This window comes from Corallococcus sp. AB045, from assembly GCF_003668895.1.
In the GTDB taxonomy this organism is placed as follows: domain Bacteria; phylum Myxococcota; class Myxococcia; order Myxococcales; family Myxococcaceae; genus Corallococcus; species Corallococcus coralloides.
Genome location: NZ_RAWN01000002.1, coordinates 54447 through 79769 on the forward strand (window position 1 = coordinate 54447; position 25323 = coordinate 79769).

A 25323-nucleotide genomic window follows, 5' to 3' on the forward strand; every position below is an offset into this window, starting at 1 on the left:
GGCGGCCTAGAAGAAGCCCATGGGCTTCGGGTCGTAGCTGACGAGCAGGTTCTTCGTCTGCTGGTAGTGATTGAGCATCATCTTGTGCGTCTCACGCCCGATGCCGGACTGCTTGTAGCCGCCGAACGCCGCGTGCGCGGGGTACAGGTGGTAGCAGTTCACCCAGACGCGGCCCGCCTGGATGCCGCGGCCCATGCGGTACGCGGTGCTGTTGTCACGCGTCCACACGCCGGCGCCCAGTCCGTAGAGTGTGTCATTGGCCATCGCGAGCGCGTCCTCGGCGTCCTTGAACTTCGCCACCGCGACGACGGGGCCGAAGATCTCCTCCTGGAACACGCGCATCTTGTTGTGGCCCTCGAAGATGGTGGGCTCCACGTAGTAGCCCTCCGCCAGCGCGCCGGACAGCGACTTGCGGCCGCCGCCGGTCAGCACCTTGGCGCCCTCCTTCTTGCCGATGTCCAGGTAGCTGAGGATCTTCTCCAGCTGATCATTGGACGCCTGCGCGCCAATCTGCGTGGTGACGTCCAGGGGGTTGCCCTGCACGATGCGCTTCGTGCGCTCCACGGCCTTGGCGATGAACTCGTCGTAGAAGCGCTCGGCGACCAGCGAGCGGGACGGGCAGGTGCAGACCTCGCCCTGGTTGAGGGCGAACATGGCGAAGCCCTCCAGTGCCTTCTGGGCGAAGTCGTCGTCCTTGGCGAAGACGTCCTCGAAGAAGATGTTGGGGGACTTGCCGCCCAGCTCCAGGGTGACGGGGATGATGTTCTCGGAGGCGTACTGCATGATGAGGCGGCCGGTGGTCGTCTCACCCGTGAAGGCAATCTTCGAGATGCGCTTGTTGCTGGCGAGCGGCTTGCCGGCCTCGATGCCGAAGCCGTTCACGATGTTGAGCACGCCGGGGGGGAGCAGGTCGCCCACCAGCTCCGCGAACTTGAGGATGGTGACGGGGGTCTGCTCCGCGGGCTTGAGGACCACGCAGTTGCCGGCGGCGAGCGCGGGGGCCAGCTTCCACGCGGCCATGAGCAGCGGGAAGTTCCACGGGATGATCTGCCCCACGACGCCGAGCGGCTCCGTGAAGTGGTAGGCGACGGTGTTGTCATCCAGCTGGCTGAGCGACCCTTCCTGCGCGCGGATACAACCGGCGAAGTAGCGGAAGTGGTCGATGGCGAGCGGCAGGTCCGCGGCGAGCGTCTCGCGGATGGGCTTGCCGTTGTCCCACGTCTCGGAGACGGCGAGCATCTCCAGGTTCTGCTCCATGCGGTCGGCGATCTTCAGCAGGATGTTGGCCCGCTCGCCGGCGGCGGTGCGGCCCCACGCGTCCTTCGCCTTGTGCGCGGCGTCGAGCGCCTTCTCGATGTCCTCCGCCGTGGAGCGGGGAATCTCGCAGAAGGGGCGGCCGGTGACGGGGCTGATGTTCTCGAAGTACTGGCCCTTCACGGGCGGGACGAACTCACCGCCGATGTAGTTGCCGTAACGGCTCTTGTACTCGACCTTGCTGCCCTTCTGACCCGGAGCTTCATAGACCTTCGACATGGGGACTCCCTGCGTTGGGTTTTGACGCACTCCTACGGGGGTTTGACGCGGAACAGACCATAGACAGGTGACGCTTCGCGTTACGTGCAGGAAGTCGGATGTAAATGTTTGTTAATGGTTGATCGCGGAATCGGGTGCGAAGTCACTCGGGCGTGATGCGAGCGAGCGGGCAGGGTGCCCTTGCTGCCGTCAGGCATGTCTTCCACCTCAAGGAGGAGGACCTCACTGGGGGCACGCCATGCAATTGTTTCGAGACCGCGTCGACGCCGGCCGTGCGTTGGGCCAACGGCTCCGCGTCCTGCTTGGCGGAGGCGGTGACCTGTTGGTGTTGGCGCTGCCGCGCGGCGGTGTGCCCGTGGGTTTCGAGGTCGCTCGGATTCTCGGGGTGCCGCTGGACGTGTTCATGGTGCGCAAGCTCGGCACACCAGGGCACGAGGAGCTGGCCATGGGGGCCATCGCCACGGGCGGCGTCACGGTCCTCAACACGGGCGTCGTGCGAAGGCTGGGGATTCCCCGGTCGGCCATCGCCGCGGCCACGGAGCGTGAGACGCGGGAGCTGGCCCGGCGGGAGCATCTCTTCCGTGAGGGCAGGCCGCCCGCGCGGGTCGAAGGGCGGACGGTCATCCTGGTGGATGACGGGCTGGCGACGGGCTCCACCATGCGGGCGGCGCTCCGGGCGCTTCGTCGTCAGAAGCCCGCGCGCATCGTGGTGGGCGTGCCGGTGGGCGCGCCGGAGACGTGCGCGGAGTTCGAGCGCGAAGCGGACGCGGTCGTCTGCGTCCACACCCCAGAGCCCTTCTATGCGGTGGGCCAATGGTTCGAGGACTTCACGCAGACCACCGACGACGAGGTGCGCGAGCTGCTGGCGCGCGCGGCGCAAGGTGAAGAGGCTGCCCCGGTGGCGCCGTGAGTCCGGCGGAGGATTGAGACATGACTGAATACAGAATTTCGGAGCACGCGGTGCGGCTGGAGGCGGAGCCCGGTGTCTGGTTGGACGGAACGCTGAGCGTGCCGGATTCGGTTTCGGGCGTGGTGCTGTTCGCGCATGGCAGTGGCAGCAGCCGCTTCAGCCCGCGTAACCAGTACGTCGCGAGAGTGATGCAGCAGGCGGGGCTGGCGACCCTGCTCATGGACCTGCTCACGCCGGAGGAGGAGGAGGCCGAGCGGTGGACGCGGCACCTGCGCTTCGACATCGAATTGCTGGCGCGGCGGCTCGTGGGGGCCACGCGGTGGCTGGCGCGGGTGCCGGGGCTGGGGGGCCAGCCGCTCGGGTTGATTGGTTCGAGCACGGGGGCGGGAGCGGCGCTGGTGGCCGCGGGGCGGATGCCTGAAGCCATCCAGGCAGTGGTGTCCCGGGGTGGCCGTCCGGATCTCGCGGGCGCCGTGCTGCCGGCGGTGCGGGCGCCCACCCTGCTCATCGTGGGTGGGGATGACACGCAAGTGATTGCGCTCAACCAGGAAGCACTGGAGGCGCTGCGCACGCACAAGCGGCTGGAGATTGTCCCCGGGGCGACCCACCTCTTCGAGGAGCCGGGGACGCTGGAGCAGGCGGCCCGGCTGGCCCGGGGCTGGTTCCTTCAACACCTGGCCACGGCCGCACGGGAGCGTCCGTCCGGCGAGGCTCCGCCATGAGCCCGCACATCGTGGTGGTGGGGGGCGTGGCCACGGACTACCTGGTGCGCGGGCCATCGCTGCCGGAGCCGGGAGGCAGCGCCGAGGGCGACGTCTTCCAGGAGGCGCTCGGAGGAAAGGGGGCCAACGGCGCGGTGGCCGCCGTGAGGTTGGGGGCGCGTGCCTCGCTGGTGGCGCGGGTGGGGACGGATGGGCGCGGCCTGAGGCAGGTGGCGTTGCTGGAGCGGGAAGGCGTTGCGCTGGAGGGGGTGGTGCCGGATCCGAATGCGCCCTCGGGCGCGGTGCTGGTGATGGTGGATGGAGCCGGGAGGAAGCAGACCCTCTTCTCGCCGGGCGCCAATCACAGACTGTCCATCCGGGATGTGTTGAGGAGCGCGGAGCGGATCGCCACCGCGAAGGTGTTGCTCGTGCAGTTGGAGGTGCCGCTGGCCGCGGCCCAGGCGGCGGTCCGTCTGGCGCGAGCGGCCGGAGTCCGGGTGGTGTTGGATCCCGCGCCCGCCGTGCCGCTGCCGGAGGTGTTGCTGGAGGATGTGCACGTCATCCGGCCCAACGCCTCCGAGGCGCGGATACTGACAGGCATCCCGGTGCATGGCCGGGCTTCCGCGCGGAGAGCCGCCCGCAATCTGCTGATGCGTGGCGTGGGGGCGGCCATCATCGCGGCGCCTGGGGGCAGTCTGCTCGTGTCGCGGGAGGAGGAGGCGTGGCTGCCTGAGCTGCCGGTGGACACGGTGGATACCACCGGAGCGGGGGATGCGTTCTCCGCGGCGCTCTGTGTCGCCCTGGCGGAGTCCCAGTCGCTGCTCTCCGCCGCGCGCTTCGCGCATGCCGCCGCCGCCATCGCGACGACACGGCTGGGCGCGCAGGCGGGACTGCCGTACCGGGATGAGGTGCTCGGACTGCTCGCGGACGTGGTGCCAGACGTGCAGCTCGCGCCGCCGTAGCGAAGACATCCGGCACGTGTCGGCAACACGCTGTCACTATCGAGCAGCGCACCCATGGCGGTGAGGTGCGCCGCTCGCAGCTGGTGCTCCCTGACGAGCTGGTCTGCTGATGACTGTGGTGCGCTGAGGGCACCATGGGATTCGTCGAGGTTGTCAGTCCCACTCAAGACTATGATGCTGCGTTTCATTGTTCTTGTGGCTGTCTCGGGGGGATTTCATGAGATGGGTTTCGAACATCTGGCTGTTCTTTCTCGTGTCTGGGTGTGCGACTGCCCGTGTTGTCCATGTCGATACCGGGAACGGTCAGCGGATCGTCCACGAGTCGGTGGCCGTTGAACCGGTCGAGGTGAATGAGGCTGAGTTCAAGGCTGCACTCACACAGCTCATCCTCGGCATGCGCATGGACGTCGCCTTCCGTGAGGCGGAAGAGGCGGACGCACGTGGTTGGGTGCGCTCCCGGGCGCTGTTCGCATCTTCGAGTGGCCTCGTGGATTCTGGCTCGAGGAATTCCCCTGAGTCGCTGTATGCGCGCATCTGCCCCGAACCGGACGACTGCCTGTCCCTGATGGGTGGGACAGGGCTGACGTTCTCGCGCAAGGATCGGACCCTCATGGCCCTGTCCTTCGCTCTCGATACCGTGTGGGAGGGCGTCGAGGCGGAGGTTGGCAAGATGCTGAACCCGGCCGCGCTCAAGGCCATGGTGACCTCGGCGGCACTGAGCGTTCTCCTCACGATGACCCTGCCTGAACCCGTCACCAAGCTCATCGCGGTCGCGCTGACGGCGGCGATGGTGGCCTACCTCGGCGTGGTGCCGGTCTGGCAGATGGGTCAAGGCTTCATCCAGTTGTGGGAGGATGCGGGCAAGGCCATGAGCGTCATCGAGCTGCAAGACATCGGGCACCGGTTCGGGCGGGTGTTGGGAACGAACGGCTCGCGCGTCCTCGTGCTGCTGGTCACCGCGGCCCTCGGCGGAAAGAGCGCGATGGCGGCCCAGGGCCCCAGACTTCCGGGCTTCACCCAGGCGGCGCTTCGCGGGCAGGCCGAGGCGGGATTCCCACTGCGAGCAGCCCTGACTGGTGGCGTGACCTCGATCGCGATGCCCGCCGCTGGAGTGCTCAACGTGGCACTGGCTCCGGGGGCTGCCGCGGCGCTCGCGATGTACTCGGACAACCGGATTCCAGGTGACGCCGAGGGGCCGGTTCACCACATCTGCACGAACAAGAACAGGGTCTCTGCTGTGTCAGGGGGGCCCTGGACGCCCGCGTGTGAGGAAATCTTCGAAAAGGCTGGGATGACGCTTGAGGATGTCGCGAACAAGGTGCGGCTCAAGGGGCACGAAGGGCCTCATCCCGAGCTTTATCACAATCAGGTTGTGAATCGCCTGCAGGCGTCCGTGCGGACTTGCAGGACCACGGAGGCCTGTCGTGCGAAGTTGCTGAATGAGCTTGCGAGGATTGCGAGCGAGCTGCTTGCGCCGGGCTCGGAGTTGCGTAGCTACATCGTGAAGTAGGAGGGCGGAGTGAGGCGGAACTTCTATTGGGTGAATATTGCGGATGTGCCTCAATGGTATGTCGCGACCCCTGTGCCCGCATCAGGCGGATCATTCAATGAGCCGTGGATGTTCGGAGAAGGCCACCCTCTTCCGGACCCTGGACTCATCAAGGCACGGGTCAGGAGCCCAGGGGAGAAGCGCGCCTTTGTGTTCGCGGGGGTTGAACGCACGCCTATCGTCAGCGAGGCGGTCGCGGACGTCTTCAGGACGCACGCTCCCGGCGACGTTCAACTCTTTCCAGTCAACGTGGAAGGGGAGTCTGAGCGGTATTTTGTCGTCAACGCGGCCAGGACGGTTGATTGCATTGACGAGGCGAGATGCCGCGAAGTGCAGCACTACGCCGAAGACGACCCCTTCCCTGAGTATGCAGGGGAGTACCGGTGGATCAACGGCCTGCGCATTGACCCCGCGAGGACCGACGGCGCGCATGTCTTGCGGCCGAAGAGATTCAGGACGGCCTTCATCGTGTCAGAGGAGATCAAGGATGCACTCGAACGGGTCGGGAGTCTGGGGGTCGCGTTCGAGCGCGTGACGACATCCGATGGGGGATAGGATGAGCAGCGTGCCTGACCGGTGGACGTTCAATGTCGACACGCAGGTGGTCCACTTTCGATGAACGCCCTGCTCGAAGAGGTCTCGCGCCTCCACGACGCGCGCCCTCCCGCGACGCCCGCACAGCTCGATGCCTTCGAACAACGCGTCGGATTCCGCGATGGGAACTACGTCCTGCTCGACGTGAGCCAGCAGCACGACGGCCGCTATCCCCTGCGCGACGGCTTCCGCGAAGGCTTCCCGGATCCGACGCAGTGTCCCCAGATCGCCAGCTCCTTCTCCGAGTTCCTGGCGGGCGCGCTCCGCTCCAACGGCCGCTGGTTCTGGCTGAAGAAGCGGATGCAGGACGGGTGACGGACCCCGCGTCCCCACCGCACGCAGCCGCGTCCCGCCAGAAGCCCGGAAACCCCCGCCATCCTCGGAGGACGCTTCATCCCAGGCCGATTTGTCGGCCTCCCGACACAGTCGGCTCCGTATGTTCCTCTCGCGCCACAGCGCCTTCCCGGCACCCGCAGCCAGATGCGCAATCACGGCTTTCTTCGAGAGTGAACGAGATGTTTTCCAACATGGGTGTTCGTGTCGCTGCGGACTGGAAACCCGCACGGCGTGCTGTCATCTTGAAGGGACTTTCGCGGCGCGGCAGGACGGTTGATGGGAAGGCGGGGCGGAAGTCGTCCAAGGTCTTGCGGACCGAACGTATAGGGATGTGCTGGACGGAAAACTGTTCCGTCCCGGGGCTGTAAAAACTCCCCGTAACCGAGGGGTGTCTGCCGATGAGCTGGGACCCAGGTCGCATCCGAGTGTCGCAAAAGCGAAGCGGATCAACCGGTTGGCGCGCCCGTCCGCGCGAGCCGGAAAACCCCGGTTCCTGGCACACCGCTCGCATCGGCCGCTGACGCTGTCCTCACCCCCACGTCGCCTTCCCTGGTTACCGGTCCCTCGTGCTCGCCCAGTCGCCTCTCATCTGTTCCTGCGGTCAGCCCCACTCGGACGCGGAGGCGTGTCCCACGCTGATGCGCGGGCTGGACCTCAACGGCGGCACGCTTCTCTACGCCGGCACGCCGCCGCCGGGACCCGCGGCGTCACTGCCCGCTCCGCCCACGCCCATGTCGTCTCCCACGCCCGTGGTGCCTTCCCTCGTGGGCCAGGAGTTCGGCCGCTTCCGCATCGTGCGCGAGCTGGGCCGCGGCGGCATGGGCACCGTGTTCCTCGCGGAGCACGCGCTCATCCAGAAGCGCGTGGCCATCAAGGTGCTCCACGCGCACCTGGCCCAGGCCCCGGAGCTCGTCGCGCGCTTCCTCTCCGAAGCCCGCACGCTCACGCTCGTGCAGCATGAGAACGTCGTCACCCTCTATGACCTGGACTCGCGCGACGGGCGCCCGTACCTCGTCATGGAGTACCTGGAGGGTGACAGCCTGGCCAACTTCGCCCGCGGCCCCATGGCCCCGGCGCTGGTGGTGGAGCTGATGTCGCAGGTGTGTGACGCCCTGGGCGCCGCGCACTCGCACGGCATCGTCCACCGCGACCTGAAGCCCGCCAACGTCTTCCTCGTCCCCAGCCCCAGCGGCAAGCAGCGCGTGAAGCTGCTCGACTTCGGCATCGCCAAGCTGCTGTCCCGCCCCGCCGGGGAGATGACCACCGAGGTGGGCGTCCTCCTGGGCACGCCGGAGTTCATGGCCCCCGAGCAGTGCGGCGACGGCATCGTGGACGCGCGCAGCGACCTCTACGCGGCCGGTGTGCTCGCGTACCTGCTGCTCACCGGCCAGGTGCCCTTCTACGGCCGCACCGCCGCCGAAATCCTGGTGGGCCACCTGCAGAAGGAGCCCGTCCCGCCGCACGAGCTGAACCCCGCCGTGCCGGAGCCCCTGTCGCGCGTGCTCCTGCGCGCGCTGGCCAAGCGGCCCGAACACCGCTTCGCCTCCGCCGCGGAGCTGCGAGCGGCCCTGGAGGCGTCGCTCGCGCCGCCGCCCGCGCCCACCGCCCCGCCGCTCACCGCGCTCATGCGCGGCCAGGGCACGCAGGCCCCCGTGGAGCTCAAGGGCGAGTGGGTGGGCCGCTCCGGCCTCTTCTTCCAACTGGCCACCCCGCCGCCCGCGCTCCTGTCGGACGTGTCGCTGGTGCTGCGGCTGCCCGGCGGCGAGCTGCCGTGCTCCGCGCAGGTGGTGCGCCACGTCACCGCCGAGCAGGCCCAGGCGTGGAACATGTCCCCGGGCTTCGGCGTGCAGCTGCGCGACGCCAGCCCCGCCTTCCAGGCCCAGCTGGCCCAGCTTCGCAACGCCACGCGCGCGACGTCCGCGCAGGCCGCCGCCACCGCCGCCATCCCCACGCCCGAGGACGCGCAGGCGGAAGGAGTCCTCCAGGGGTTCCGCCGGCGGCTCGCCGGGGACCCGTACGCCGTGCTGGAGCTGCCGCGCGACGCCACGCTGGAGTCCGTGCGCACCGCGGCCCAGCGCGCTCGCGGGGCGCTGGAGCTGCTCAAGGCCCGCCCGCTGTCGGACAGCCAGCGCGCCCAGGTGGACCGCGCGATGGAGCGCGTGGCCGGAGCGCTCCACACGCTGGGCCACGTGGAGCGGCGCGTGGAGTACGACGCCACGCTGGGCAACGTGGAGGGCATCGAGCGGTGCCTCGCCGCGGGCCTCACCGCCACCATGCTGGAGCAGTGCCGCCGCCGCTTCCTCGCGGGCAACACCGGCCGCGAGGGCCGCGCCGCCGTCCACCGCCTGTCCGGAGACGCGCTCGCGTCCGTGGGCCGGCTGGAGGAGGCGCTCGCCGCCTATGAGCTGGCGGTCCGCGCGGACCCCCTGGATCTGGAGGGGCTCAAGCGCTGGCGCTTCCTCCGGGCCCGGGTGCGGGGCTCGGCCGCTCCCCGGTAGGGGAGCCGGGCTCGCATCCACCCCGGGGGCGTCTTGCGTATGGGAGAGGAGTCTTCGTTAATCCTCTGCTCTCCCATGGCTTCCGAACCCGACGACAAGCTGCCGCCCCAGGGGCGCTTCAACCGCCTGCGCAAGCTGGCGGGCCTCTCCCTGCACGTGGGCTCGGAGGTGCTCAAGACGGGGGCCAAGAAGCTCTCCGGGACGAGCCCCACGGAGCTGCTCAGCCTGGGCACCGCGGAGAAGCTGGTGGCCACGCTGGGGGAGATGAAGGGCGCGGCCATGAAGCTGGGCCAGGCGCTCTCCATGGACCCGGACCTGCTCACGCCAGAGGTGCGGCAGATGATGGCCCGGCTGCAGAACCAGGCCCCCGCCATGTCCTACGCGCAGGTGTCGCGCGTGGTGCAGGAGGAGCTGGGCGCGCCGCCGGAGGCGCTGTTCAAGGAGTTCTCCCCGGACGCGCTCGCCGCCGCGTCGCTCGGCCAGGTGCACCGCGCGGTGCTGCACGACGGCCGCCCTGTCGCCGTGAAGGTGCAGTACCCCGGCATCGACGTGTCCATGGGCCACGACATGGACAACCTGGGGCTCATCGTGAAGACGGTGTCCAAGACGTCGCGGATGATGGACGGCACCGCCTACTTCCAGGAGCTCCGCGACGAGCTCATGCTGGAATTGGACTACCGCCGCGAGGCGAAGCTCGCCCAGGGCTTCGCGAAGAGCGTGGCGCGGCTGCCGGACCTGTACGTGCCCCAGGTCATCGAGGAGCGCAGCGCCCACCGCGTGCTCACGCTGGAGCTGTTGGAAGGCCAGACGCTCAAGGACTGGGTGACGACGTCGCCGGATGACGCCGCGCGCTTCCGCGTCGCGCGCCAGCTCATCCGCGCCACCTACGGGCCGTTCCTGGACGCGGGCGAAATCCACGCCGACCCCCACCCCGGCAACTTCATGGTGATGCCGGACGGGCGCATGGGCCTGTTGGACTTCGGCTCCATCAAGCGCTTCAGCCCGGGCTTCGTCGCGGCCAACCGCCGCATGTTCCAGCAGGCGCTGCGGCTGGAGACGCTGGACGTGCTGGGCCTGTGCCGCGAGGTGGGCTTCTCCGTGGAGTTGCCGGAGGCGGAGGCCGAGGTGCTCCTGCGCGAGGTGCTCCACATCGCCGGGCGGCCCATGCGCACGGCGCCGTATGACTACGGCACCTGCGACATCAACCGCGACATGCGCAACCACTTCACGCGCAACGCCGCGCGCATCATGCGCATCCGGCCGCCCCCGGAGGCGATGATGTTCTTCCGCGCCACCGGCGGGCTGGCGCAGAACCTGCGCCTCGTGGGCGCGCAGGGCGACTTCCGGCAGGTGTTCCTGGAGGTCGGCGCGCTCGTGGGCGAGTGAGCCCCGTGTGAGCCCAGGGGCGCTACGTGCCGGCGGCGACGCGCGGGCGCTTGTGCAGCCGCTCCAGCTTGCGCGCCAGGTCCGCGCCCTGCGTGCTCTTGGACAGGTAGCCGTCCGCGCCCGCCGCCAGCGCCAGCGCGCGCAGCTTCGACTCGTCGGAGGCGGAGTAGAGGACAAAGCGGGTGTTCTCCGGGGCCTGCTGCCGGGCCAGCGCCAACACCTTGTCGCCGCTCAGCGCGGGGATGTTCACGTCCAGGAGCACCAGGTCCGGCGCCGTGGTGCGCACCAGGTTGGAGACCCCCAGGGACGAGCGGTGGGTGCGCACCTCGAAGTTGTACGAGGACAACGAGCGCTCCGTCAGCGCGAGCTGGTCCGGGTCATCGTCCACGATGAGGACGCGAATCTTGGTCTCCGACATGGTGGCTCCCCCTGGAACCGACAGTTGGGCGCCCCGGTCGGCAGGATGCCGCCCCAAGGAAGACAGTGGACCCAGGCACTTCCCGAGTATGACCCACCCCCCTCCCTTCTGGCCACCCTCCCTGGAATTTTCTGGAAACTTCCGATTGAAACCACATGCCTCGCCCCGCCGGGTGGGCAGCCCGGGGGCTCGTCCCTAGCCTTGGAGTGGACACACGTCACGTGACAGGTGGGTGTCCGTCCGACCTGGAGGTACCCATGGCATCCCAGTGGAAGGTGCAGGAGCCGGACTCGCGGGAGCATGCCCTGGAGGTCCGCGCGGAGGCCCGGCGGCTGGAGTCCCTGGCGGCACAGGCACAGGCGGAGGCCTACGCCGCGCTCTCCCGAGCCTGCGCGCGGCGGGCCCAGGCGCTGAAGGCCGTTTGGCTGGCGGATCACGCCGTGGCCCGGCTGGGCGGGAGCGAATACGAGCGGAGCTGGGCCTGGCACGACGGTCAACGGGCGGAGACCCACTCGGAACTGATGGAGCGCGAGGCCTCGCTCCACGCGACACAGGCCCGCCGGGCGGAGGCCGAGGCGGGCCGGGCGGAAGCGGAGGCGCAGGTGTCCTGGCAGAAGGCGCACCTGGCACCCATCGAGGGGCCCGCCAGCCCGCCGCCAGCAGAGGACAGCGCCTGAGCTCCGGCCAGGCGGCGGTGTCCCGCCGTCCCGGGCTGCACGGGGACAGGGCCCCTGCCTAGCTTGAGACAGACGCGCCCGACTCCCCTGGCGCGCCGACAGGGAGACGCGCCACGTGCAACGTCACGACATCATCGTCATCGGCGCATCCATGGGGGGAGTGGAGGCGCTGACCGCGCTGGCGCGGCAGCTGCCCGGAGACCTGGCAGCCTGCGTGCTGCTGGTGCTGCACGTGCCAGCGCAGCACCGCAGCTACCTGCCGGAGATCCTCACCCGTTCCGGTCCGCTGCCGGCCCACCATCCCCAGGACGGGGAAGGCCTGGAGCCGGGCCGCATCTACGTGGCGCCCAATGACAGACACCTGTTGGTGGAGCCGGGCCGCGTGAGGGTGATGAAGGGCCCCAAGGAGAACGGGCACCGTCCGGCGGTGGATCCATTGTTCCGCTCGGCCGCGAGTGCCCACGGCCCGCGCGTGGTGGGCGTGGTGCTGACCGGCGCGTTGGACTGCGGCACCGGTGGCCTCCTGGCGGTAAAGCGGGAGGGGGGGCTGGCGGTGGTGCAGGACCCGCGCGACGCGCTCTGTCCGGACATGCCCCGGAGCGCGCTGGAGTTCGTGGCGGTGGACCACTGCGTGCCCCTGGAGGACATGGGCGCGCTGCTGACGCGGCTGGTGGCCACGCCCGCTGCGCCGCGCTCGCGCAAGCGGTCGCGGCAGGTGGAGACGGAGGTGAAGGCGATGAAGGTGGACATCCCCTCCATGGACGACCCGCCCTCTCCGCTGGAGTACGCGAAGCCGTCCTATTACGGCTGCCCCGACTGTGGCGGCGTGCTCTTCGAACTGGAGGAGGACGGCCTGCTGCGCTTTCGCTGCCGCACGGGCCATGCGTACACGGCGGAGGCGTTGTCCGGCTCGCAGCAGAACCAGCTGGACGGCGCGATGTGGGCCGCGCTGCGAGCGCTGGAGGAGAGCGCGTCCCTGTCGCGCCGGCTGGCGACGCAGGCCCGGGAGCGCAGCCATGAACGTTCCGCGCTGCGCTTCGATGAGCGTGCCCGCACGGCCGAGGCCCAGGTGCAGCTGCTGCGCCAGGCGGTGCTCGCGGCGCCTCCGTCCGGCGCCGCGTCCGCGGAGTCCAGGCTGCCCGGCGAGTCGAAGCAGATGGGCTGAGGCCCCAGGGTCAGCGCGCTCCGCCGCGCGGCGGGGCGGGAGCGGCCTTCATCGCGGGGAAGGTGAGCGTGAACACCGCGCCGCCTTCCGGGCGGTTGGCCGCGGTGAGCGTGCCGCCCGCTTGCGTCACCACGCCATGGGCCATGGACAGCCCCAGGCCGGTGCCCTTGTCGCCCTTGGTGGTGAAGAAGGGCTTGAAGATGTTCAGCAGGTGCTCCTCCGGGATGCCGGTGCCCTCGTCCTTCACCGTGACCCGCACCGCCTTGCCGAACCGGAAGGCCCGCACGTGGATGGCGCCGCCCCGGGGCATGGCGTCACGCGCGTTGATGATCAGGTTGATGATGACGTAGCGCAGCTCCATGGCCGAACCGGACACCGGGGGAAGCCCTTCGGGCAGCTCCACCTCCAGGTGCAGGGGATGGCCGCCCTGGCGCGCCTGGTGCTCGATGCCGCCCCGGACGATGTCCACCGCGTCGCGGACCACGTCCGTCAATTTGACGCGCTCCAGGATGGTGCCGGGCTTGCGGCGGGAGAAGTCCTGGAGCCGGTCCACGCGCGCCTCCGCGTCGGACACGACGCGCACGAGCGCGTCCAGGTGCTGCTGGCCCTGGCCGGCGGGGTCCACGTCGCGCTGGAGCAGCTCCAGCCGCAGCCGCATGGCGTTGAGCGTGGCGCGCAGGTCGTGCGCGGTGCCCGCCGCCAGCTCCCCCAGGGCGCGCACCTTCTCGCGCTCCAGCAGGGTGGCGCGCGCGTTCGCCAGCTCGTCCTCGGCGCGCGCCTGTTCGGTGATGTCGCGCGCGAGCACCAGCACCTGCCCCTGCATGTGGCCGGTGACGCGCTCGGCGCGCACCTCCAGCACCCGGGGCTGGGCCTCGCGCGCCTGCCGGTAGCGGGTGACACGCGCGCCTTCGCTGAGCGCGATCACCGCCGCGGCCTCCGCCTGGCCCACGTCGCGCAGGGCCATCCGCTCCGCGCCGTCCTCCTCGCGCCGCCAGGGGCCACGCAGCCGTCCCAGCGCGTGCCAGCGGCTGTTGGCCAGCACCACGCTGGTGGTGTTCATCACCGCGAGCGCGCTGTCGTTGGTCTCCAACGCCCATCGCGACAGCTTGAAGGTGATGACCTGCCGCCGGGTGTGCTCCCCCAGCTTGCGCACCAGGTCGGTGTGCTTCTTCATGAGCTCGCGGTACTTGCGCAAGAGCCCCTGGGACTCCCGGACGCTGGGGCCCGGGACGGCGGCGGGCGGGGGCTCGCGGCGCGGGCTCATGCCTTGAGCTTCTCCTGCAGGGTCCGGTTCTCCTCCAGGAGGGCGGTGGCCCGGGTGGTGTCCTCGAAGAGGATGATGGAGCCCAGCACGTGCGTGTCGGTGATGAGCGGCGTGGCCACCAGCGTGGCGCTGCCCTTGCCCCCGTGCGGCAGCTGGTAGGGGATGCTCTCCAGGCGCAGCGAGCGCTTCTCCTGCAGGTGGCGGCGCAGCTTGAGCAGCAGCGCGCGCTTGAGCGCGGGCACGTGCAGGGACCACAGCAGCTGGCCCACCGTTTCGCGCTCGGTGAGGCCCAGCAGCCGCTCCGCGGCCAGGTTCCAGGTGGTGATGCGGCCGTCGCCGTCCAGCACCAGCACCGCGGCGGAGAGCGTGCGGATGATGGTGTGCTGGCAGAAGGTGAGCGCGTCCATCTCCAGCGTGCGGTGCGCCAGCTCGCGGTTGGTGGCGTCCAGCTCCGAGTTGGCGGACTGCAGCTCCTCGTTGGTCGTCTCCAGCTCCTCGTTGGTGGACTGGAGCTCCTCGTTGGTCGTCTGCAGCTCCTCGTTCGCGGACTGGAGCTCCTCGTTGGTCGTCTCCAGCTCCTCGTTGGACGCGCGCAGCTCCTCCGTGGAGGACTGCATCCGCAGCTGCATGGCCTGCAGCTCCTCCTGCGCCGCGCGCAGGTTCTGCTCCACGTCGCGCAGGTGGGAGATGTCGTGGACGATGTACAGCAGGCCCTGCCGGCCTCCCGCCGCCTCGCGCAGGGGCACCACCTGGATGCGCAGGGCGAGGGGCTCTGCGTTGGCGACCTCCATCATCCCGTCGTCCACCTCGCGCTCGGAGGCGCCGGAGCGCACGCGATGGCTCTGTTCGACGAGCAGGTCGCCGCTGAGGCCCGGCAGGCCCAGCGCGGCCAGCTTCTTGCCCAGCATCTCGCCCTCGTTGCGGTTCCACATCCGGGCCGCCGCGCGGCTCCACAGCGTCACCGTGCCGTCGTTGTCCGTGGCGATGTGCGGACAGGGATGCGAGTCCACGAGGTTGCGCAGGAACGAGCGCTCGAAGTCCATGCTGGGTTCGAGGATGCGCGGCAGGGACGAGGGCTCCGGCGGCAGCCGGTCCTGCGTCGTGCTGGTCACCTCCGATTGGCCGTCCTTGCGGTAGATGCGCCGGGCCAGGTCGATGGGCCGGAAGAGCCGGGCCGCGAAGGGGATGAGCTCCGAGCGGCCCAACACCATCAGGCCGTTGCGGCGCAGCGCGAACTGGAAGCGCGCCAGCACCCGCTTCTGCAGCTCCGAGTCCAGGTAGATGAAGACGTTGCGGCACAGGATGATGTCGATGCGCGACACCGGCGCGTCCGACACCAGGTTGTTCACGCCGAACACCACCGCGCGGCGGATCTCCTTGCGCACCGTGTAGCTGTTGCCGGTGCGGATGAAGAAGCGCGCCAGCCGCTCCGGGGAGACGTTCTCCAACTGCTCCGGCGAATAGATGCCCCGGCGCGCGGTGGCGATGGCGTCCTCGTCCACGTCCGTGCCGAACACCTTCAGCTCCGCGCCCGGGTAGCCCGGCCCCATCGCCTCCGCCGCGATGATGGCCAGCGAGTACGCCTCCTCGCCGGTGGCGCAGCCCGCGCTCCAGATGCGCAGCTCCGTGTCCGGCCGCTGGCGCACGAGCTCCGCCACGCACTGCTCCAGCGCCTGCCAGACCTCCCGGTCCCGGAAGAAGCACGTCAGCTTGATGAGCATGGAGGAGACGAGCGTGCTCACCTCGGCGGGGTCCCGCTCCAACAGCGACAGGTAGGCAGCCCGGCTCCGGCAGCGCGTGGCCTGCATGCGCCGCTCGATGCGCCGCTGCAGCGTGGCCCGCTTGTAGTTGCGGAAGTCGAAGTTCCGCACCTGTCGGACCTTCTCCAGGATGGCTTCGAGCTCACTGTCTCGTGGGGGCTTGTTCGCCATGTGGAGGGAGTAGCCCAGTGATGTTTACCGGGCAAGACCCGCACTCTCCTCTCGTAGAGACAACGTTGGGCATACTCCTCGTCCGGGTTTCGAACGACAAAACGTTCGCTGCCCTTCTCCTCGGCCGCCCTCATGCGGGGAGTGGTTTCACAGGGGGCGGCGGGATGGCGTAGGGTGGACATCCCTTCCCAGGGGGTGATGACCAATCGATGGGAAGGCGAGGGTGTCATCCATGGAATTGAACTCAACGGGGCGGGAGATCCGCGTCGCACTGCTGGAAGATCAGCAGGTGTTCCGCGAGAGCCTGGTGGCCCTACTCGAAGGCGCGGGAATGAAGGTGGTGGCCCGTTGCGCGGAAACAGGCTCGTTCCTGTCCAACGTGCGCGCGGCCGCGCCGGACGTGGCGGTGGTGGACCTGCGGTTGGAGCACGTGGGCCGCGAGGGCGCGGAGGACGGATTGAACGCGCTGAAGTACCTGCATGACTTCCATCCGCAGGTGCGCGCGCTGGTGCTGTCCGGACACCGGGAGCCGGACGTGGTGGAGCGCTGCTTCCAGGCGGGAGCGGCGGGCTACCTGTGCAAGCTGAACGTGGGTGTCGATGACGTGGTGCGGGCCGTGGGCCGCGTGGCCCGGGGCGAGCGGCTGCTGCCCGTGGACATGCTCCACGCCAATGCCATGCACCTGGACGACCTCGAGATGCCGGCCTCCGCGCTGTCCCGGTTGACCCTGCGCGAGCGCGAGGTGCTGGGCTACGTGGCTGCCGGCGCGGACAACCTGAAGATCGCCGCGCACCTGGGCATCACCGAGCGCACGGTGAAGGCCCACCTGACGAGCATCTACCGCAAGCTGGGGCCGGAGAACCGCGCCCAGCTCGCGGTGCTGGCGTGCGAGCTGGGCGTGACGCGCCCCGTGCTGGCCTGAGGCCTCTCCCTCAGGGCGGCGCGGCTTCCTCCGCGCCGTCCCGAGAGTCGCCCAGGTGCTGGAGGAACCACTCCCCGGCGAGCTCGGCCACCTGCTCCAGCTCGGAGTCCTCCTGGAAGTGGTGGGTGGCGCCCGGGATGATGTCCATGCGCTTGTCGGCGCGGAGCGCCTCGTAGGCCCGGCGGTTGATGTCCAGGCCCAGCGTGTCCGCGCCGCCCACCAGCAGCAGGGTGGGGGCCTGCACCTTGGGCAGCACCGCGCCTGCCAGGTCCGGACGGCCGCCACGCGACACGACGGCCTCCACCTGATCAGGCCGGAAGGCCGCGGCCGACAGCGCCGCGCCCGCGCCGGTGTGCGCGCCGAAGTAGCCCACGTTCAGGCCCGCGGTGGGGCCCTCGCGCCGGAGCCAACGGGCCGCGCCCGCCATGCGCATGCCCAGGAGGCCCACGTTGAAGCGCAGCTGCCGGGTCCTGCGCTCCTCCATCTCCTCGCGGGTGAGCAGGTCCATCAACAGGGTGCCCAGCCCCATCGCCTGGAACAGGCGCGCGGTCTGCGCGAGCCGTGGACTCTGGAGGCTGCTGTCGCTGCCGCGCGCCAGCACCACCACGCCCCGGGCCCCCGAGGGCACCGCCAGCCGTCCCCGGACGAGGACGGCGTCATCCACCGGCACCATCACCTCGCGCTCCAGATGCGTGCGCGCCGCCGGTCTACCGCCACCACGTTGCGCCTCGGACTCCCGCGCTTCTTCCCACCCGTGGTGCTGCCCTACCGCATTCAACCCCGTTCGTGACCGGGGACCTGTCATACAGGCTCCTCCCGTCTGCGTGTGGCTGGTTACCGCGTCTGGCTGAGACACAGTCTGAACATGGCCCTTCCCGTTGTGACCTGCCGGAAGGGGCCGGATGTCCAGCGTAGGACAGGGCCCGCGGGGCATGCGAGGACGCCCCGGGGAGGGCGCCCTGCTTCGCATGTCTCCCCTGACGGGGTGGGGAGGCGGCTTTAGGGCCTCAAGGCTTCGTGGCCACTACCAGCTCGAAGGGGCCGGGCAGCACGTGCGCGTCCGCGAAGCCCGCGGCGGTGAGCGCCTCCAGGTAGAACTCCACCTCGCGCAGCCGGCTCACGCACGTGTCCACGCCGATGAGGAAGTAGGACCAGAAGAACTGGGCCGCCAGCCGCTCCGGGGTGCGGAACTCCTCGCAGATGAGCACGCGTCCGCCGGAGGGCAGGGCGGCGAAGGCGGCCTGCATCAGCGACCGCGCCACCTCCGCGGGCCAGTCATGCAGCACGCGCACGAACGACAGCGCGTCGTAACCCCGGGGCAGCGGCTCCTTCAGGAAGTCGCCGCCCACGAAGCCCAGCCGCTTGGCGGACAGGTCCGCGCGCTCGCGCGTGCGCGCGACGAGCGGCTCGGTGGCGGGCAGGTTGTAGACGTCCACGGAGAGCATCGGGTGCTGGCGCAGCAGGTGCTCCGCGAGCGTGCCGTCCCCGCCGCCCACGTCGAGCAGCCGGGCCTCGGAGGGCCATAGGGTGCCCGCGTGCACGCGGAACGTCTCCAGGATGGGGCCCAGGCCCGCGGACATGCTGGCCTCGAAGCCCTCCACCTGTTCGGGCGTGCGCGGAGGCCAGTCGAACGACGTGGCGGACATGGAGTGCTGGCCGTGCAGCGTCTCCGGCAGCCGGCCGTGCAGGGCCTTCCAGTCGTACTTCTCGCGGTCGCGCTCCAGCGAGCCCTCGCCGAGCACCGTCTCCGCCGCCGCGCGCAGGCCGGGCACGCCGCGGTAGCGCGCCGCCTCCAGTGCGTCGCTGGTCTGCTCGCGCTGCACGAGCCCCAGGCTCTCCAGGCAGTCGAGGAACTTGTAGAGCCGCTTGGGCCGCAGGTCGTACTTCGTGGCCAGCTCGCCCAGCGTCACCGGGCCGGGCTCCAGCGCGTCCAGCAGACCCAGCTTCAGCGCCGTCTCCACGACGTCCATCGCGCGGGCGCCGTTGAACAGCAGGTGCAGGAGGGCGCGAGGCGACGGCGCCTCACGCGTGAAGGGAGGCATCTGGCTGCTCATGCGGCTTCATTGTGCTGCTCTTCGATGAGCGCGTCCATGAAGGCGTCCACTTCCTCGAGCGTGTTGTAGAAGTGTGGCGCGGCGCGCAGGAAGCCCCGGTGGCTGCAGATGAAGCCGCGCGCCACCAGCCGCGCCGTCACCTGGACGTCGCCGGGGAAGCTCAGCGCCACCACGCCGCCGCGCTGATGCGGCTCCCGGGGTGTCACCACGCGCAGGCCTGCCTCGTCCGCGCGGGCCATCAGCCGGCCGGTGAGCTTCAGCGAGTGCTCGCGCACGGTGTGGATGCCCACGCCCTTGAGCAGCTCCAGGCCGGGCCGGGACAGCAGCACCATCAGCGGCGCGGGCGTGCCGCCCATCATCCGGCGCGCGTCCGGCGCGTAGTCCGTCGTCTGCTGGAAGCCGAGCGGTGACGCGCCGGCCAGCCAGCCAGTGACCGCGGGCCGGAGCGTGGGCAGGAGCCCCGGGCGCACGTACAGGAAGGCGGCCTCGGATCCGCCCAGCCACTTGTGCGCGCCGCCCATGAGGAAGTCCACGTCCAGCTGGCGCACGTCCACGGGGACGGTGCCCACGGTCTGGTACGCGTCCGTGGCGATGAGCGCTCCGGCCGCGTGCGCCGCCCTGGCGATGCGCGCGACGTCCAGCACGGCGCCGGTGGCGAAGGCCCCGTGCGCGACGCAGACGATGAGCGTGCGCTCGTCGATGGCCGCCTCCAGCGCGGCTTCGTCCACGCGGCCGTCCTTCGACGGGACGACGACCAGCTCCGCCCCGTAGCGCGCGAAGCCCTTCCAGATGAAGGGCACGGTGGGGAACTCCAGGTCGGTGATGACGACGCGGCGGCGCTCTCCGGTGAACTCCAGGCACGAGGCCAGGCGCGACAGGTGCGCGCTCAGGTTGGTGTCCAGCGCGACGGAGCCGGCGGGCGCGCCGATGAGCTCCGCCACGCCGTCCGCGTACGCCTGCATCTGGGACAGCCAGGAGTCCCAGGTGTCATCGCGCCACGCGCGCATCGTGTTCCAGTACTGCGCCAGCACGCCCTCCACGGCCCGGGGCAGGGCCCCGGTGGAGTTGCTGTTGAGGTACGTGCAGGTCTGGAGCAGCGGGTACTCCGCGCGCAGGGCGCCCGGGAGTGCCGCCACGGTCACGACTGGCTCCGCAGCTCCTGGGCGTGGGCGTACGCCGACACATGCGCGGCATGCGAATGCGCGTGAGGGGTCGGAGCGTGAGGCACCGCCGCATGCGGCCCGTGCGCCACCGGCGCGGGAGCCGCCGCCGCATGGGGAGCCGGCGCGTGCGGAGCGTGGGCCACCGGTGCGTGCGGAGCATGGGCCGCCGCGTGCGGAGCGTGTGAAGCCGGAGCCGGCTGGGCGTGGGCGGCCGGAGCATGGGCCGCCGCGTGCGGAGCGTGTGAAGCCGGAGCCGGCTGGGCGTGGGCGGCCGGAGCATGGGCCACCGCGTGCGGAGCGTGTGAAGCCGGAGCCGGCTGGGCGTGGGCGGCCGGAGCATGGGCCACCGCATGCGGAGCATGTGAAGCCGGAGCCGGCTGGGCGTGGGCGGCCGGAGCATGGGCCACCGGCGCGTGCTGAGCGTGCATCGGGCAGCCGCCGCCAGTGCGCGCCTCGTGCGCGTGGGCCGGAGCCGCGTGCGCCGTGGCCGCGTGGGCCTCCGCGGCATGCGCCATGACGGCGTGAGCCACCGAGGCGTGCTGAGCGTGGGCCGCGGGCACGTGCGCCACCGAGGCGTGCTGAGCGTGCGCCGTGGCGGAGTGCGCGTGGACCGTGGACGCGTGGGCCGCCGGAGCGTGGACCGCGGAGGCGTGGGCCGGAGCGTGCTGCGCGCTCATCGGGCAGCCGCCGCCGGTGCGCGCCTCATGCGCATGGGCCGGGGCCGCGTGCGCCGTCGCGGGGTGATGCACATGCGCCGCCGAGGCATGCTGCGCGTACGCCGCCACATGCGCGTGCGCCGCCTGCGCCTGGGCCACCGGCGCGTGCACCGCCGTGTCCTGCATCGCGTTGATAGCGGCCATCGGGCAGCCGCCGCCGGAGCGCGACTCACCCGGCGTGTAGCCACCCTCGCGCTTCCAGCCCGCGGTCAGCTCCACGCGCACGTCCCACAGCGCGCGGAACAGCGGCAGCGTCATCCGCGCCTGCAGCACCTGCGAAGGCAGCCCGTCCAGCGCCTTCACCGTGCGGTCGATGCCAATCGTCCGGCGCACCAACTGGTAGTGCGCGTACAGCCATCCCTGGAAGCTCTCATCCACCGTCACCAGCTGCTCGCAGACGTGCTGCAGGTCCTTCGGCCCCCCAGCCGAATAGACCTGGAACAGCGTCAGCCCGCGACGCGCCAGCATGCGCTCCATGGCGGACTCCAGCCCGTCCGCCGCGAGGCGCAGGGTGTTGTAGCCCGGCGACTCCTGGCCGCTGCCGTTGCCCAGGCTGCGGCGGATGACCTGGTACTCGGCCGGGGTCATCGTCTCCAGGATGGCCATCTCCGCGCTGATGCCGGCGATGATCTTCTGCACCCGCGCCAGCCGGGCCACCACCGCCCACAGCGCGTCGCGGTCCATCTCCGCCACGACCTCCACCATCTCCCGCGACGCCAGCTTCAGGTACAGCTCCTGAGACTGGTGGACGATCTGGAACATCAGCTCGTCATGGGAGACCAGCTCGCCTTCCGGCGACTGCAGCGACAGCAGGGTGTCCGTGTGCAGGTAGCGCTCGTAGTCCAGCTCGCCCTTGCCCACCCACTTCTTCAACATCACGTTGAACAGGGGTTGAGTCAGCTCCTGCTTCAGCTTTTCGGCGTGGCTGTAATCGGTCGACGTATGCAAGGTGCCTCCGGGGGGACGCAGGCAGTTCCTGGTGGGTAAGGCGCGCCCCAGTCGGGAGGAACAGTGAGCGCGTAAATCTCTAGAAGCGACTACCTTACAGCCCTTTTGGTGAACTTCAAGTCATACAGGGCTTGCTGGTTATCGATTTTTGAGATTCCCATCCGTCCGGAGTACGGGGTGGCCCGAGGGTCCGGGCTCACCCAGGGGGTGGGTCAGCTCTCAACCGGTGAGGGATTCCGGTTGGGCGACGCCGGGCGAGGCTTGAGGCGCATGGCGTTGAGCTTCTGCGCCAACTCCGCGCCTTGGACGCTCTTGGAGATGTAGCCGTCCGCGCCGGAGGCGATGGCCAGCGAGCGCAGCTTGGCCTCATCCGAGGCGGAGTAGAGGATGAAGCGGGTGCCGGGGGGCGCGTACTGGCGCGCCAGGCCCACCACCTTGTCCCCCTTGAGGGCGGGGAAGTTGACGTCGATGAGCACGAAGTCCGGCTCGGAGGCGCGCACGATGTTGGACACGCCCAACGCGGACGTGTGGGTCTGCACATCGAACCCGTACGCGCTCAGCGAGCGCTGCACGAGGTCGAGCAGGTCCGGATCGTCGTCCACGACAAGGACGCGCGGTTTTGCTTCAGCCATGGCTTCTCCCTAGGTACTGACGAATCGTCTCGATGAGCTGATCGCGGTCCAGGGGCTTGGTCATATAGGCCGTGCAACCGGCCGCCTGAGCCTTGTCCTGGTATTCGCGACCCGCGTGCGCCGTGACGGCGATGACGGGCACGTTCTGCCCATCCGGCAACGCGCGGAGCCTGCGGGTGACTTCCCAACCGTCGAGCCGCGGCAGGGACAGGTCCATGAGGATGAGGTCCGGCGCGTCGTTGCGGGCCCGCTCCAGCCCCTGCTCGCCGTCCTCCGCCTCGATGAGGTCATACAGTCCGCCAAGGTATCTGCGGACGATGTCGCGGTTCTGCTCGCTGTCCTCCACGTACAGCACGCGAGGCAGCTTCCCCGCGGACGCCGCCCGCTGGGACATCAAGAGGCCCTTGGCCTGCGCGATGACGTCCTCCAGCGCGTGGCCGCCCTTGCGCACGAAGCCCGCGAAGCCGTCGCGCAAGAGCGTCTCTTCTTCGTTGGACAGCGTCTTTCCGGTGAGCACCACCACCGGCACGGACAGCTTCTCCGCGCGCAGCCGGCGCAGCACCTCGAAGCCGTCCAGGTTCGGCATCATCAGGTCCAGCACCACCAGCGACGGCGGCGACACGCGCGCCTTGAGCAGCGCGTCCTCGCCGTTGCGCGCCTCGTTGGTGGAGAAGCCCGCGCGGCGCAGGTTGCGGCTGACCAGCTCGCGCGTGGCGGCGTCGTCGTCCACCACCAGCACGTCGCCCGTGGCGGCGGAAGCGCCCGCGGAGGCCAGGCTCTTCTGCACCACGTCCACCAGGCGCTCCGGCTCCACCGGCTTCACCAGGTACTCGCACGCCCCCAGGCTGAAGCCGCGGGCGCGCTGCTCCTCCACCGACACCAGGATGACCGGGATGGCCGCCAGCGCCGGGTCGCTCTTCAGCTGGCTCAGCACGGACCAGCCGTCCATGCGCGGCAGGTGGATGTCCAGCAGGATGGCCTGCGGCTTCACCTCGCGGGCCAGCTTCAGCGCGGCGATGCCGTCATTCGCCGTCACCACCCTGAAGCCCGCGGGCTCCAACTGGCCGGTGACGAGCTGCTGGATGAGCACGTCGTCATCCACCACCATCACCGTGCTGCCCGGCCGCGCCATGGGCGCGAGCTTCTGGGCCACGTCGTGGAAGGGCACCAGGCGCTCCGTGGCGTGCGGGCTGTCCGCGCCCACCGTGGTCGCCAGCACGTCCGGCAGCCGCACCGTGAAGGTGGAGCCGCGGCCCAGGGTGCTCTTCACGTCCACCGTGCCGCCCAGCACGCGGGTGAGCTCGCGCACGATGGCGAGCCCCAGCCCCGTGCCGCCCACCTTGCGCGTGGTGGTGCCGTCCACCTGGCGGAACTTCTCGAAGATGAAGGCGAGCTGATCCGACGGGATGCCCACGCCGGTGTCCTCCACCGTCATCAAGAGCTCGCCGCCGCCCGCGGGCACCACCGTGAGCGCCACCTCGCCCGTGTCCGTGAACTTGGCCGCGTTGCTCAACAGGTTGAGCATGATCTGCCGCAGCTTCAGCGCGTCGGTGCGGATCTCCTTCGCGTCGTTGTCCACGTTCACCGTGAGGGCCACGTCCTTGCCCTTCAGGTACTCCTTCACGGTGGCCATGCACTCGTCGGCCAGCTCCTGCACGTCCACCGGCTCGGTGACGACCTCCACGCGGCCCGCTTCAATCTTGGACAGGTCCAGGATGTCGTTGATGAGCGCCAGCAGCGTCTTGGCGTTCGTCTTCACCACGTTGAGGTCGCGCCGGCCGTGCGGCGTCAGGCGGCTGCCCTCCTCGCGCATCAGCAGGTCGCAGTAGCCGATGATGCCGTTGAGCGGCGTGCGGATTTCGTGGCTGAAGTTCGCCAGGAACTCGCTCTTGAGGCGCACGGCCCCTTCCGCCTCGCGGGCGCGCTCTTCTTCGTTGCGCTTGGCCACGGAGAGCTCCTGGGCCAGCCGGTCCAGGTCCTCGTTCTGCTGGCGGATGATCTCCATCTGGAGCGCGCGCTGCTGGTAGCTCGCCAGGGAGCGGGCGGACACCGCGCGCGTCTTCTTGATCTCCTCCAGGCTGGCGGCCAGCTGCTTGTTGGCGGCCTCCAGCTCATCCCTGGAGGCGCGCAGGGCCTCCTCGTTCTGCTTGCGGTCGGAGATGTCCTCCGTGACGCCCATCACGAAGCGCGGGACGTTCTGGTCGTCCAGCAGCGGAATCTTGCGCGTGGCGAAGATGCGGTCCACGCCGTCCGCGCGGGCCACCTCCTCGAACGTCTTCATCTTGCGCGTCTCGAGGATCTCCGTGTCGATGGCGATGAACGACTCCGCCTGCTCCTTGGGGAAGTAGTCGTGGTCCAGCTTCCCCAGCAACCACTCCTTGGTGACCCGGAACGCGTCCGCGAACGTCTTGTTCACCACCACCAGCCGGCGCGTCTCCGCGTCCTTCACGAACAGCACGAAGGGCAGCGCGTCGATGATGTTGCTGAGCAGGTAGTTGGTGCGCTTGAGCTCCACGCCCGTCATCTGGTGCTGGGCGCGCTCGGCGTGCAGGCGCAGCTCGCGCGCCACCACGAAGGGCAGGTGGCCGTAGCGGTCCTCGCTGACGTAGTCGCGCGCGCCGGCGCGCATGGCGGCGGACAGCGTGTCCGCGCTCCAGGTGGGCGCGCTCACCACGAAGGCCGTCTCCCGGCCGCGCTTCACCCACGCGGCCTGGACGTCCTCCCAGCTCATGCCCGGCAGCTCGGAGCCCACCAGCACCAGGGCCCAGGGGCGCTCCAGCGCCTGCTCCAGGGCTTCCCGTGTGCCGACGGGTTCCAGCGTGAGCATGGAGAGGATGTCCTCCTTCTCCAACGCGTCGCGCATGGCGCGCGTCTCACGCTCGCTGCCCACCAGGAGCAGCGACAGGGTGTAACCGAGGGGCGCTTCGGCTTGGGCCACGTCGAACGGGTGGTGGGCCATGGTCT

Annotated in this window: 21 protein-coding genes; 11 read left to right on the forward strand and 10 right to left on the reverse strand. The window is 70.0% G+C overall.

From position 1 onward, the window contains the following. Positions 1-6 precede the first annotated feature (6 nt). Complete coding sequence (gene adh / locus D7Y21_RS00755; RefSeq protein ID WP_121710594.1) at positions 7-1533, reverse strand: aldehyde dehydrogenase; 1527 nt, start codon at positions 1531-1533, stop codon at positions 7-9. 238 nt (positions 1534-1771) lie between these two features. Between adh and D7Y21_RS00760 the strand changes: the two genes are divergently transcribed. From D7Y21_RS00760 to D7Y21_RS00795, 8 genes are all read left to right on the forward strand, one after another. Next, complete coding sequence (locus D7Y21_RS00760) at positions 1772-2443, forward strand: phosphoribosyltransferase (RefSeq protein WP_121710596.1); 672 nt, start codon at positions 1772-1774, stop codon at positions 2441-2443. Between the two features lie 20 nt (positions 2444-2463). Next, positions 2464-3165 carry a dienelactone hydrolase family protein gene (locus D7Y21_RS00765; RefSeq protein WP_121710598.1) on the forward strand — a complete coding sequence of 234 codons (702 nt, stop codon included), beginning with the start codon at positions 2464-2466 and terminating at the stop codon, positions 3163-3165. After that, positions 3162-4106, forward strand: coding sequence for a ribokinase (locus D7Y21_RS00770; protein WP_121710600.1), 945 nt, complete (start codon positions 3162-3164; stop codon positions 4104-4106). Before D7Y21_RS00765 ends, D7Y21_RS00770 begins: the two co-directional genes overlap by 4 nt. A 217-nt stretch (positions 4107-4323) precedes the next feature. Next, the gene (locus tag D7Y21_RS00775) at positions 4324-5616 is read left to right on the forward strand and encodes an AHH domain-containing protein (protein ID WP_121710644.1); all 1293 of its coding nucleotides are present in this window, start codon (positions 4324-4326) and stop codon (positions 5614-5616) included. A gap of 108 nt (positions 5617-5724) precedes the next feature. Further along, positions 5725-6210, forward strand: a complete 486-nt coding sequence (locus D7Y21_RS00780) for an imm11 family protein (protein WP_233611887.1) — start codon at positions 5725-5727, stop codon at positions 6208-6210. A 60-nt stretch (positions 6211-6270) separates the two neighbouring features. Then, positions 6271-6564, forward strand: a complete 294-nt coding sequence (locus tag D7Y21_RS00785) for an SMI1/KNR4 family protein (RefSeq protein WP_121710603.1) — start codon at positions 6271-6273, stop codon at positions 6562-6564. 659 nt (positions 6565-7223) lie between these two features. Next, entirely contained in the window at positions 7224-9083 is a 1860-nt protein-coding gene (locus tag D7Y21_RS00790) for a serine/threonine-protein kinase (RefSeq protein WP_233611888.1), read from the forward strand. A 75-nt stretch (positions 9084-9158) separates the two neighbouring features. Next, positions 9159-10469: an AarF/ABC1/UbiB kinase family protein gene (locus tag D7Y21_RS00795; protein WP_121710607.1), complete on the forward strand. Its 1311-nt coding sequence runs from the start codon at positions 9159-9161 to the stop codon at positions 10467-10469. Positions 10470-10491: 22 nt separating this feature from the next. On the opposite strand, the gene D7Y21_RS00800 is transcribed toward D7Y21_RS00795, so the two are convergent. Then, positions 10492-10887, reverse strand: coding sequence for a response regulator (locus D7Y21_RS00800; protein ID WP_120548103.1), 396 nt, complete (start codon positions 10885-10887; stop codon positions 10492-10494). Between the two features lie 257 nt (positions 10888-11144). On the opposite strand from D7Y21_RS00800, the gene D7Y21_RS00805 reads away from it, so the two are divergent. Continuing rightward, positions 11145-11564 (forward strand): hypothetical protein, encoded by a 420-nt coding sequence (locus tag D7Y21_RS00805; RefSeq protein ID WP_120562391.1) that lies wholly within the window; start codon positions 11145-11147, stop codon positions 11562-11564. A gap of 115 nt (positions 11565-11679) precedes the next feature. Further along, positions 11680-12729: a chemotaxis protein CheB gene (locus tag D7Y21_RS00810; RefSeq protein WP_121710609.1), complete on the forward strand. Its 1050-nt coding sequence runs from the start codon at positions 11680-11682 to the stop codon at positions 12727-12729. Positions 12730-12739: 10 nt separating this feature from the next. Here the strand turns inward: D7Y21_RS00810 and D7Y21_RS00815 are convergent, their stop codons facing one another. Together D7Y21_RS00815 and D7Y21_RS00820 are read right to left on the reverse strand one after the other, a co-directional pair. Further along, positions 12740-13993 carry a sensor histidine kinase gene (locus D7Y21_RS00815; RefSeq protein WP_120562389.1) on the reverse strand — a complete coding sequence of 418 codons (1254 nt, stop codon included), beginning with the start codon at positions 13991-13993 and terminating at the stop codon, positions 12740-12742. Further along, positions 13990-15924, reverse strand: a complete 1935-nt coding sequence (locus D7Y21_RS00820; protein ID WP_120562388.1) for a CheR family methyltransferase — start codon at positions 15922-15924, stop codon at positions 13990-13992. The genes D7Y21_RS00815 and D7Y21_RS00820 overlap by 4 nt, the downstream gene beginning before the upstream one ends. A 232-nt stretch (positions 15925-16156) precedes the next feature. Between D7Y21_RS00820 and D7Y21_RS00825 the strand changes: the two genes are divergently transcribed. Beyond that, positions 16157-16846, forward strand: coding sequence for a response regulator transcription factor (locus D7Y21_RS00825; RefSeq protein WP_120562387.1), 690 nt, complete (start codon positions 16157-16159; stop codon positions 16844-16846). 10 nt (positions 16847-16856) lie between these two features. Here the strand turns inward: D7Y21_RS00825 and D7Y21_RS00830 are convergent, their stop codons facing one another. The 6 genes from D7Y21_RS00830 to D7Y21_RS00855 all read right to left on the reverse strand — a co-directional run bounded on the left by D7Y21_RS00830 (position 16857) and on the right by D7Y21_RS00855 (position 25318). Continuing rightward, complete coding sequence (locus D7Y21_RS00830; RefSeq protein ID WP_121710611.1) at positions 16857-17519, reverse strand: dienelactone hydrolase family protein; 663 nt, start codon at positions 17517-17519, stop codon at positions 16857-16859. 334 nt (positions 17520-17853) lie between these two features. After that, the gene (locus D7Y21_RS00835) at positions 17854-18900 is read right to left on the reverse strand and encodes a methyltransferase (protein WP_233591465.1); all 1047 of its coding nucleotides are present in this window, start codon (positions 18898-18900) and stop codon (positions 17854-17856) included. Further along, on the reverse strand, positions 18897-20036 hold the full coding sequence (locus tag D7Y21_RS00840; RefSeq protein ID WP_233611890.1) for an aminotransferase class V-fold PLP-dependent enzyme: 1140 nt from the start codon (positions 20034-20036) through the stop codon (positions 18897-18899). Before D7Y21_RS00840 ends, D7Y21_RS00835 begins: the two co-directional genes overlap by 4 nt. A gap of 2 nt (positions 20037-20038) precedes the next feature. Further along, positions 20039-21727, reverse strand: a complete 1689-nt coding sequence (locus D7Y21_RS42155; RefSeq protein ID WP_199735339.1) for a tryptophan 2,3-dioxygenase family protein — start codon at positions 21725-21727, stop codon at positions 20039-20041. 212 nt (positions 21728-21939) lie between these two features. Next, positions 21940-22359 carry a response regulator gene (locus D7Y21_RS00850; RefSeq protein WP_014393466.1) on the reverse strand — a complete coding sequence of 140 codons (420 nt, stop codon included), beginning with the start codon at positions 22357-22359 and terminating at the stop codon, positions 21940-21942. Beyond that, the gene (locus D7Y21_RS00855) at positions 22352-25318 is read right to left on the reverse strand and encodes a response regulator (protein WP_121710615.1); all 2967 of its coding nucleotides are present in this window, start codon (positions 25316-25318) and stop codon (positions 22352-22354) included. The genes D7Y21_RS00850 and D7Y21_RS00855 overlap by 8 nt, the downstream gene beginning before the upstream one ends. Between the last annotated feature and the right edge of the window lie 5 nt (positions 25319-25323).

Coding starts and splice junctions, on each gene's coding strand:
- adh (WP_121710594.1), bottom strand. CDS start 1,533: ATGTCGAAGGTCTATGAAGCTCCGGGTCAGAAGGGCAGCAAGGTCGAG.
- D7Y21_RS00760 (WP_121710596.1), top strand. CDS start 1,772: ATGCAATTGTTTCGAGACCGCGTCGACGCCGGCCGTGCGTTGGGCCAA.
- D7Y21_RS00765 (WP_121710598.1), top strand. CDS start 2,464: ATGACTGAATACAGAATTTCGGAGCACGCGGTGCGGCTGGAGGCGGAG.
- D7Y21_RS00770 (WP_121710600.1), top strand. CDS start 3,162: ATGAGCCCGCACATCGTGGTGGTGGGGGGCGTGGCCACGGACTACCTG.
- D7Y21_RS00775 (WP_121710644.1), top strand. CDS start 4,324: ATGAGATGGGTTTCGAACATCTGGCTGTTCTTTCTCGTGTCTGGGTGT.
- D7Y21_RS00780 (WP_233611887.1), top strand. CDS start 5,725: ATGTTCGGAGAAGGCCACCCTCTTCCGGACCCTGGACTCATCAAGGCA.
- D7Y21_RS00785 (WP_121710603.1), top strand. CDS start 6,271: ATGAACGCCCTGCTCGAAGAGGTCTCGCGCCTCCACGACGCGCGCCCT.
- D7Y21_RS00790 (WP_233611888.1), top strand. CDS start 7,224: ATGCGCGGGCTGGACCTCAACGGCGGCACGCTTCTCTACGCCGGCACG.
- D7Y21_RS00795 (WP_121710607.1), top strand. CDS start 9,159: ATGGCTTCCGAACCCGACGACAAGCTGCCGCCCCAGGGGCGCTTCAAC.
- D7Y21_RS00800 (WP_120548103.1), bottom strand. CDS start 10,887: ATGTCGGAGACCAAGATTCGCGTCCTCATCGTGGACGATGACCCGGAC.
- D7Y21_RS00805 (WP_120562391.1), top strand. CDS start 11,145: ATGGCATCCCAGTGGAAGGTGCAGGAGCCGGACTCGCGGGAGCATGCC.
- D7Y21_RS00815 (WP_120562389.1), bottom strand. CDS start 13,993: ATGAGCCCGCGCCGCGAGCCCCCGCCCGCCGCCGTCCCGGGCCCCAGC.
- D7Y21_RS00820 (WP_120562388.1), bottom strand. CDS start 15,924: ATGGCGAACAAGCCCCCACGAGACAGTGAGCTCGAAGCCATCCTGGAG.
- D7Y21_RS00825 (WP_120562387.1), top strand. CDS start 16,157: ATGGAATTGAACTCAACGGGGCGGGAGATCCGCGTCGCACTGCTGGAA.
- D7Y21_RS00830 (WP_121710611.1), bottom strand. CDS start 17,519: ATGGTGCCGGTGGATGACGCCGTCCTCGTCCGGGGACGGCTGGCGGTG.
- D7Y21_RS00835 (WP_233591465.1), bottom strand. CDS start 18,900: ATGAGCAGCCAGATGCCTCCCTTCACGCGTGAGGCGCCGTCGCCTCGC.
- D7Y21_RS00850 (WP_014393466.1), bottom strand. CDS start 22,359: ATGGCTGAAGCAAAACCGCGCGTCCTTGTCGTGGACGACGATCCGGAC.
- D7Y21_RS00855 (WP_121710615.1), bottom strand. CDS start 25,318: ATGGCCCACCACCCGTTCGACGTGGCCCAAGCCGAAGCGCCCCTCGGT.